At 74.8% G+C, this 8,044-nt stretch carries 7 protein-coding genes; 1 reads left to right on the top strand and 6 read right to left on the bottom strand.

Annotated elements, in window-relative coordinates:
• Window positions 1–133 precede the first annotated feature (133 nt).
• From ACN6LD_RS11045 to ACN6LD_RS11030, 4 genes are all read right to left on the bottom strand, one after another.
• Window positions 134–1,054, bottom strand: coding sequence for an aldo/keto reductase (locus ACN6LD_RS11045; protein ID WP_445043017.1), 921 nt, complete (start codon window positions 1,052–1,054; stop codon window positions 134–136).
• 176 nt (window positions 1,055–1,230) lie between these two features.
• Window positions 1,231–2,556: an aldehyde dehydrogenase family protein gene (locus tag ACN6LD_RS11040; RefSeq protein WP_445043020.1), complete on the bottom strand. Its 1,326-nt coding sequence runs from the start codon at window positions 2,554–2,556 to the stop codon at window positions 1,231–1,233.
• A gap of 279 nt (window positions 2,557–2,835) precedes the next feature.
• Window positions 2,836–4,029 carry an RNA polymerase sigma factor gene (locus ACN6LD_RS11035; RefSeq protein WP_445043016.1) on the bottom strand — a complete coding sequence of 398 codons (1,194 nt, stop codon included), beginning with the start codon at window positions 4,027–4,029 and terminating at the stop codon, window positions 2,836–2,838.
• Window positions 4,030–4,032: 3 nt separating this feature from the next.
• The gene (locus tag ACN6LD_RS11030) at window positions 4,033–4,383 is read right to left on the bottom strand and encodes a YciI family protein (protein ID WP_057581722.1); all 351 of its coding nucleotides are present in this window, start codon (window positions 4,381–4,383) and stop codon (window positions 4,033–4,035) included.
• Window positions 4,384–4,481: 98 nt separating this feature from the next.
• Here ACN6LD_RS11030 and ACN6LD_RS11025 point away from each other — a divergent pair, with 98 nt between their 5' ends.
• The gene (locus tag ACN6LD_RS11025; protein WP_319186934.1) at window positions 4,482–5,510 is read left to right on the top strand and encodes an acyl-CoA dehydrogenase family protein; all 1,029 of its coding nucleotides are present in this window, start codon (window positions 4,482–4,484) and stop codon (window positions 5,508–5,510) included.
• A gap of 46 nt (window positions 5,511–5,556) precedes the next feature.
• Here the strand turns inward: ACN6LD_RS11025 and ACN6LD_RS11020 are convergent, their stop codons facing one another.
• The gene (locus ACN6LD_RS11020) at window positions 5,557–5,724 is read right to left on the bottom strand and encodes a hypothetical protein (RefSeq protein WP_199863893.1); all 168 of its coding nucleotides are present in this window, start codon (window positions 5,722–5,724) and stop codon (window positions 5,557–5,559) included.
• A gap of 89 nt (window positions 5,725–5,813) precedes the next feature.
• Window positions 5,814–7,922 (bottom strand): MMPL family transporter, encoded by a 2,109-nt coding sequence (locus ACN6LD_RS11015; protein ID WP_445043015.1) that lies wholly within the window; start codon window positions 7,920–7,922, stop codon window positions 5,814–5,816.
• Window positions 7,923–8,044: the final 122 nt, after the last annotated feature.

Raw genomic sequence — 8,044 nt, 5'->3', positions numbered from 1 at the left:
GGTCACAGCCGCCCGGGCAGCGGCGGGGTCAGGCGCAGGCGGGGTCAGGCGCAGGCCGCCCGGCGGAGACCGGAGCGGCGAGAGAGGCGGAGGCAGCAGCGGGTCACAGCCGCCCGGGCAGCGGCGGCAAGGGTCAGGCGGAGGGCGTCCCGCCGGCCCTGCGGTGCGCCGCGTCCAGGCGGTCCAGCTCCTCCGGGGCGAGGCGCAGAGCCCCCGCAGCCACGTTCTCGGCGAGGTGGTCGGGGTTGCCCGTGCCCGGGATGGCGAGGACGTGCGGGCCGCGGCTGAGGGTCCAGGCGAGCCGGACCTGCGCCGGCGTCACGCCGTGCGCCCGGGCGACGGCGAGCACCTCGTCGTCGTGGGCGGCGGTCCCGCCCCCGGGGCCCGCGTCGCCGGCGATGGCGAAGAACGGGACGAAGGCGATGCCCTGTTCGCCGCAGAGCCGCATGAGCTCCTCGTTCTCGGGATTGTGGTCGCCGAGCCCGAACCGGTTCTGCACGCTCACCACCGGGGCCACGGCCTGGGCCTCGGCGAGGTGCCGGGGCCGCACGGCGGACAGGCCGAGGTGACGGATCAGACCGGCCTCGCGCAACTCGGCCAGGACGCCGAAGTGTTCGGCGATCGACTCCTGCCCCGTCCGGCGCAGGTAGACGAGGTCGAGGTGGTCGCGGCCGAGTTGACGCAGGTTCTCCTCGACGTGGGCGCGCAGGTCCTCGGGCCGGGCCGACGTGCCCCACTCGCCCCGGTAGTCGCGGAACGGGCCGACCTTCGTGGCGATGAGCAGCCCCTCCGGGTAGGGGGAGAGCGCGCTGTTGATGAGTTCGTTGGCGGAGCGCAGCGCGGAGAAGTAGAAGGCCGCGGTGTCGATGTGGTCGACGCCGAGCTCGATCGCCCTGCGCAGCACGGCGATCGAACGTGTGCGGTCGCTCGGCGTGCCGAGGTGGAAGGCGGCGCTGCCGGTCAGCCGCATCGCGCCGAACCCGACGCGGCGGACCGCGATGCCGCCGATGTTCCAACTGCCCGCGGCTTCCGCGGTGATCGCTCCGATGGTCATCCGCGCAGTCTCGCACGCCCGGCGGGGCCCCGGCGCGGCGTTGCCCCGGCCCGTCGTCCGCCCGAACGGGCCGCGTCACCCCTCGCCGCCAAGTGACGGGCCGTCCGGGCCCGTTCGACCACGTCGGCGGCCGGTGACGGGCCGGCCCCGGTGGCGGGCCGTCAGGGGCCGGCCGCTCAGTGCAGGGGCTTCTCCAGCACGGCCTTGCGGTGGCTGAACGTCTCGATGGAGTAGCGCCCGTGGTAGCTGCCCATGCCGCTCGCGCCCACCCCGCCGAACGGCAGGTCGGAGACGGTGAGATGGGCCAGCGGCAGACCGTGGCCGAGGCCGCCGGAGGAGGTCTCGGCTGCGATCCGGCCGCGGGTGTCCTCGGAGTCGGTGAAGACGTAGAGGGCGAGGGGCTTGTCGCGGTCGTTGATGAAGCCGATCGCCGCGTCCAGGCCGTCGACGGTGACGATCGGCAGGATCGGGCCGAAGATCTCCTCCTGCATGACGGGCGACTTCGGGTCGACGTCGGCGAGCACGGTCGGCGCAAGGTACTTGTCGGCGCGGTCCTTGCCGCCGCCGACCACGACGCGGCCGGAGTCCAGCAGACCGGCGAGCCGGTCGAAGTGGCGTTCGTTGACGATGCGGCCGTACTCGGCGGAGGTCTGCGGGTCGGCGCCGTAGACGGTCTCGACCGCCCGCGCCAGCAGCGGCTCCAGGGCGGCGGCCGTCTCCGGGTCGGTGAGGACGTAGTCGGGGGCGACGCAGGTCTGGCCGGCGTTGAGGAACTTGCCGCGGGCCAGGCGGTCGGCGACGACGGCGAGATCGGCGTCACGGTCGACGAACGCCGGTGACTTGCCGCCGAGTTCGAGGGTGACCGGGGTGAGGTGCTCGGCGGCGGCGCGCAGCACGACGCGGCCGACGGCGCCGTTGCCGGTGTAGAAGATGTGGTCGAACCGCTCGGCCAGCAGGGCGGTGGTCTCCGGGACGCCGCCTTCGACGACGGCGATTGCCTCGGCGTCGAGGTGTGCCGGCAGCAGGCGGGCCAGGGCGGCGGAGGTGGCGGGCGCGAGCTCGCTGGGCTTGACGACCACCGCGTTGCCGGCGGCGAGGGCGCCGACCAGCGGGGCGAGCAGGAGCTGGGCGGGGTAGTTCCACGGGGCGATGACGAGGACGACGCCGAGCGGGTCGTACTGCGTCCAGGCGCGCGCGTCGGCGCCCAGGTGGGCGGGGACCGGGGCCGGCTCGGGGCGCAGCCAGCCGTCGAGGTGCTCGAGGGTGTGGTCGATCTCCCGGACCGTGAAGTCGATCTCGGTGCGGTAGGCCTCGGTGGAGCTCTTGCCCAGGTCGGCGTGGAGCGCGGCGGCCAGCTCCGCTCCCTGGTCCGTGAGCAGCCGGCGCAGGCGACGCAACTGGTCCGTGCGCCACGCCACCGGCTTGGTGCGGCCGGTGCGGAAGGCGGCGCGCAGCCGGGCCACGACGTCGGCGGGCTGCTCGGGGGTGGCGGCGGTGGTCATCGTGCCTCGCTGGGGTGCGCGGGCCTTGCGGCCCTGGGTCGTCGGACGAGCGGTCAGCTCGATGTATATGCCAACCATTCTGCAGCCGAAATGCATTCCCGCAAAACACGACCTCGCGCGCTTCGTTCGCGGCGAGCCCTGGAGCGTCCCGCCTCTTCGTTCCACCGACCCGTCCCGGGGCCCGTCGCGGCCCCGCCGCCCACCCCGCCGGCCCTGCCGGCCCTGCCGGCCCTGCCGGCCCTGCCGGAACGACGAGCCGGGTCGCGGTGCCGGACCGCATCAGTGGGTGAGCTCGCGCAGCCGCCGTTCGAGGAAGGCACGCTCCGCCGGGCTCTCGCTCAGCGCGAGGGCCGCCCGGTAGGCCCGCGCGGCCTCGGCCGTGCGGTCCAGCCGGCGCAGCAGATCGGCGCGGACAGCGTGCCAGACGCGGTAGCCGTGCAGGTCCAGCGCGTCCACGAGGTCGAGGGCCGGACGCGGACCCTGTGTCTCGGCCACGGCGACCGCCCGGTTCAGGGCCACGACCGGGCTCGGGGCGAGGGCCGTCAACTGGTCGTACAGGCGCAGGATCTGCCCCCAGTCGGTGGCGTGGGCGGCCGGCGCGTCGCTGTGGACGGCCTGGACGGCGGCCTGGATCTGGTACGGCCCGGGCCGGTCGCGGCGCAGACAGCTGCGGACCAGCGCCTGGCCCTCGGCGACCAGTGCGCGGTCCCACCGGTCGCGGTCCTGCTCGGGCAGCGGCACGAGCGTGCCGTCGGCGTCCACGCGGGCGGCCCGGCGGGACTCGACCAGCAGCATCAGCGCCAGCAGGCCGACGGCCTCCGGTTCGTCCGGCATCAGCTCGACGAGGAGTCTGCCGAGCCGCACCGCCTCCGCGCACAGGCCCGCCTCGCCCTCGTACCCCTGGTTGAAGACCAGGTAGACGACGGCGAGGACGCCGCGCAGCCGGTCGGGCAGATCCGCGTCGCGCGGTACGCGGTACGGGATGTGCGCGTCCCGGATCTTCGCCTTGGCGCGGACCAGCCGCTGGGCCATGGTCGGTTCGGGGACGAGGAAGGCACGGGCGATCTGGGCGGTGGTGAGCCCGCCGAGGAGCCGCAGGGTCAGGGCGACCTGTGCCTGCGGGGCCAGCGCGGGGTGGCAGCAGGTGAAGATCAGCCGGAGCCGGTCGTCGCGCACGGGGCCCTCCTCCACGGGCGGGTCGGCGGTGTGCAGCAGGGCCGCCTCGGCCTGACGGGCGTCCCGGGTGGACTCCCGGCGCAGCCGGTCGACGGCCCTGTTGCGGGCGGTGGTGATGATCCAGCCGGCCGGGGCGGGCGGCGCCCCGGTCTCCGGCCAGCGGTGCACGGCCGTGGCGAAGGCGTCCTGGACCGCCTCCTCGGCGAGGTCGATGTCGCCCAGGAAGCGGACGAGGACGGCGACGGCCCGGCCGTACTCCGCGCGGAAGACGGCCTCGACGTCCGTGGCGTCCGGCATCGGTCAGTGACTGTCCACGAAGGGGCGGACCTCGATCGGCAGCGTGGTGGCGAGCGCGGCCTTCCGCCCCCACTCCAGGGCCTCGTCCAGGTCGGCGGCCGTGATCAGGCAGAGCCCGCCGAGGTACTCCTTGCCCTCGGCGTACGGCCCGTCGGTGATGAGCACGTCACCGTTCTCGGGCCGCAGCACGGTGGCCGTCTCCGGGCCGTGCAGACCCCCGGCGAAGACCCATGCCCCGGCGGCGCGCAGCTCGTCGTTGTAGGCCTGCACCCGGCTCATGATCTCGGCCAGCTCGTCGGCGGCGGGGGGCTCACCGCCGGCCGGCTGAACCACGCTGAGCAGGTAGTGCTTCATGACGTCCTCCTTGGCATCGTGCCGTCGTCTCACCTCCTACACGAACGACCCCGCCCCGGATCGACACCCGCGCCGCGATCCGCGAAAGAATTCCGCCCATGACCGCACCGCACCCGCTCGTCGCCCGCGCCCGCCGCCTCGCCGACGACCTGCTGGCCCCGCACGCCGAGCGGGTCGACCAGGGCGAGGTCCCGAGGAGCCATCTCACCGAGATCGGCCGCTCGGGTCTGCTCGGCGTGAACGCGCCGACGGAGTACGGCGGCGCCGGGGCGCCGGCGTCGGTGGTGCGGGAGACGACGGAGATCCTCGCCGGGGCCTGCTGCTCGACCTGGTTCGTGCAGGCCCAGCACCACACGCCGGTGCTGGCGCTGGCCGGGAGCGACGGTCCGCAGCGCCGGCGTCTGCTGCCCCGGCTGATCACGGGCGAGCTGCTGTCCGGTGTGGCCTACGCCCACCTGCGGGCGTACCCGCGCACGCCGGTGCGGGCCGCCCGGGAACGGGGCGGCTGGCGCTTCGACGGGACGGTGCCCTGGTACACGGGCTGGGGCCTGAACGACGTCATGCTGCTGGCCGGGGTGACGGAGGCGGGCGAGGCCCTGTTCGCGTTCACCGAGGCGTGCGAACAGCCGGGCCTGCGGGCCTCGGCCCCACTGCGGCTGGCCGCCCTGACGGCCGCCCGAACGGTCTCCCTGGAGCTGGACGGCCTGTGGGTCCCTGCGGAGGCGGTCGTCGTGCGCACCCCGCACGACCTCTGGTCGGCGACCGACCGCCGCAAGACGGTCAACGTCAATCCCGCGGTCTTCGGCGTCACACGGGCGGCCCTGGCGCTGCTGGACGAGGAGACGGCGGCCCCGCTGCGCAGCCGTCTCGACGAGACCCGCCGTCAGGCCTACGCCCTCGCCGACGACGCGGCGCCCGACGAGCGCCTCGGGGAACGGCTGGCCCTGCGGACGCAGGCCTTCACGGTGCTGCAGACGGCGACCACGGCGGCCGTCGTCGCGGGCGGCGGCCGCTCCATGCTGCTGGCGAACCGCGCCCAACGCCTCGCGCGCGAGGCCCTGTTCCTCATGGTGCAGGCCCAGACCCGGGAGTCGCGCCGGGCCCAGCTGGCCGCTCTGACGGCCTGAAGGGCCCGTGCGCGCACAACGCGGTCCGTCGCTGCGCCCGGCCCGGTCAGTCCTCGTCCGAGCCCGGGACCACGACGAGGAACGCGTCCGACTTCAGATCCATGACCACGGTCGCGGGCTCGCCCTCGGCCCGTCGGCGGGCCGCGTACTCCTCCGCGGGCCACGATCCGCGCGGCGCTCCCGCGGGGAACCTCTCCAACACCTTCGCGCGCATAGCGGCAGACACCTCCACTGCGAGAACGGACACCGCCGAGACCGACGACTCGTGCGGGGATCGGCTTCCCGCGATCCGGGCGGGCATGTTCACACGCGCGCGAGACGGTCCTCCTCGACGGGCTCGCGGGTGCGGCTCAGCCCGCCCGGCCACCAGGCCCGGGCCCCGATGTCCCGGACGAGCGCGGGGACCAGCAGCGACCTGACGACGAGGGTGTCGAGGAGGACGCCGAAGGCCACGATGAAGGCGATCTGGACCAGGAAGGCCAGCGGGATGACCCCGAGGGCGGCGAAGGTCGCGGCGAGCACCACACCCGCCGAGGTGATCACCCCGCCGGTGGTGACCAGCCCCCGCAGCACACCCTCGCGCACCCCGTGACGCAGCGACTCCTCGCGGACCCGGGACATCAGGAAGATGTTGTAGTCGACGCCCAGCGCCACCAGGAAGACGAAGCCGTACAGCGGTACGGAGGGGTCGGTTCCGCCGAAGCCGAGGACGTGCCGGAACACCAGGGCCGAGACCCCCAGAGTGGCCGCGAAGTTGAGCGCGACGGTGGCCACGAGCAGCGCGGGCAGCAGCAGGGAGCGCAGCAGCAGTGTGAGGATGAGCAGGATGACGGCCAGTACGACGGGGACGATGAGGGTCCGGTCGCGTTCGGCGGTGCGCCGGGTGTCGTACTGCTGGGCGGTGTAGCCGCCGACGAGGGCGTTCGCGCCGGGCACCGCGTGCAGGGAGGTGCGCAGCCGCACCACGGTCCGCTTGGCCGCGTCGCTGTCCGCCGGCGAGGCGAGGGTGACGTCGACGCGGACGCGGCCGTCGACCACCAGTGGCGCCCCGCCGGGGCGTCCGGAGGCGCTCACCCCGGCCGCCGAGGCGACGCCGTCGGTGCCGCGGGCCGCGGCGAGCACCTGTGTCAGCCGGTCGGCGTCGGCCACGACGACGGCCGGGTTGCCCGAGCCGCCGGGGAAGTGCCTGCTCAGCGTCTGCTGCGCGGCGACCGAGGGAGCGTCGTCCACGAAGGTCTCGTCGAGGGGGACGCCCTTCGAGCTCAGCGTCGGCGCGAAGGCGGCGCCGGCCAGCAGCAGGGCGAGGGTCACCGCCCAGACGCGGCGCGGCGTCCGGTCGACGAGTGCGGCGACGCGGTGCCAGATCCCGGCGCCCGCGCCGCGCCCCTCGGCCGGGGCGGGCTTCGCGGGCCAGTACGCGGCTCGTCCGAGGAGGACGAGGACGGCGGGCACGAAGGTGAGCGAGGCGAGGGCGGCGCAGCCGATGCCGATCGCGCCGACCGGCCCGAGGGCCCGGTTGTTGGTCAGGTCGCTGAGCAACAGGGCGAGCAGGCCAAGCGCGACGGTCGCGGCGCTGGCCGTGACGGCGCCCCAGGACTGCCGCAGCGCGGCGCGTCCGGCAGTGAGGCGGTCCGCGCCCGCGGCGAGTTCCTCCCGGTAGCGGGCGGTGAACAGCAGGGAGTAGTCGGTGGCCGCGCCGATCACGAGGATCGACAGGATGCCCTGCACCTGGCCGTCGACGCGGACGACGTCGTGGTCGGCGAGGGCGTAGACGACCGCGCACGCGAGGCCCAGCGCGAAGACCGACCCGAGGATGATCACCAACGGGAGCAGCAGGCTGCGGTACACCAGCAGCAGGATGGCCAGCACGGTGGCCAGCGCCACGCCGAGGAGCAGGCCGTCGATGCCGGCGAAGGCGTTCGCCAGGTCGGCCTGACCGGCGGCCGGGCCGGCCAGCCGGACGGTGGTCCCGGGGACGCCTTCGGCTGCCTCCCGGACTTGGTCGAGGGCGGCGGGGAGCCCGTCTCCGAGGTCGGGGCGCAGCGGCACCACGCCCTCGAGGGCCTTCCCGTCCTGTGACAGCAGGGCGGGCGAGACCTCTCCGGCCACCTCCGGGGCGCCGGCCAGCGAGGCGAGCGCCCGGTCGGCCGCCGCCCGCCGGTCCGCCGGGCTCGAACCGCCGGCGCCGGTCCAGACGACGATCGCCGGGAGCGTCTCGTCCTGGCGGAACGCCCGCTGGGCGGCGATCACCTCGGTCGACTCGGCGCTGCGCGGCAGGAACGCCGCCTGGTCGTTGGTGGAGACCTCGCCGAGCCGTCCGGCGAAGGGGCCGAGGACGCCCCCGATGCCGAGCCAGACACCGACGAGCAGCAGGGGGACGAGCCATCGGGCGCGTCGGGACGTGGCGGGCATCGCTCTCCAGATTCCGGGGGCCGCGTCCGCGGCGGCCACAGGTGTCTCGATGATAAACAATCTCAATGGTCGAGTTAGTTGTCGTCGGCGATCGTAGACGGCACCCCTGCTTCCGTCGCAGC

This window comes from Streptomyces sp. SAS_272 (genome assembly GCF_052543235.1).
Note: the sequence above shows the minus strand (reverse complement) of the source record. Positions and strands in the feature narration are given on the sequence as shown.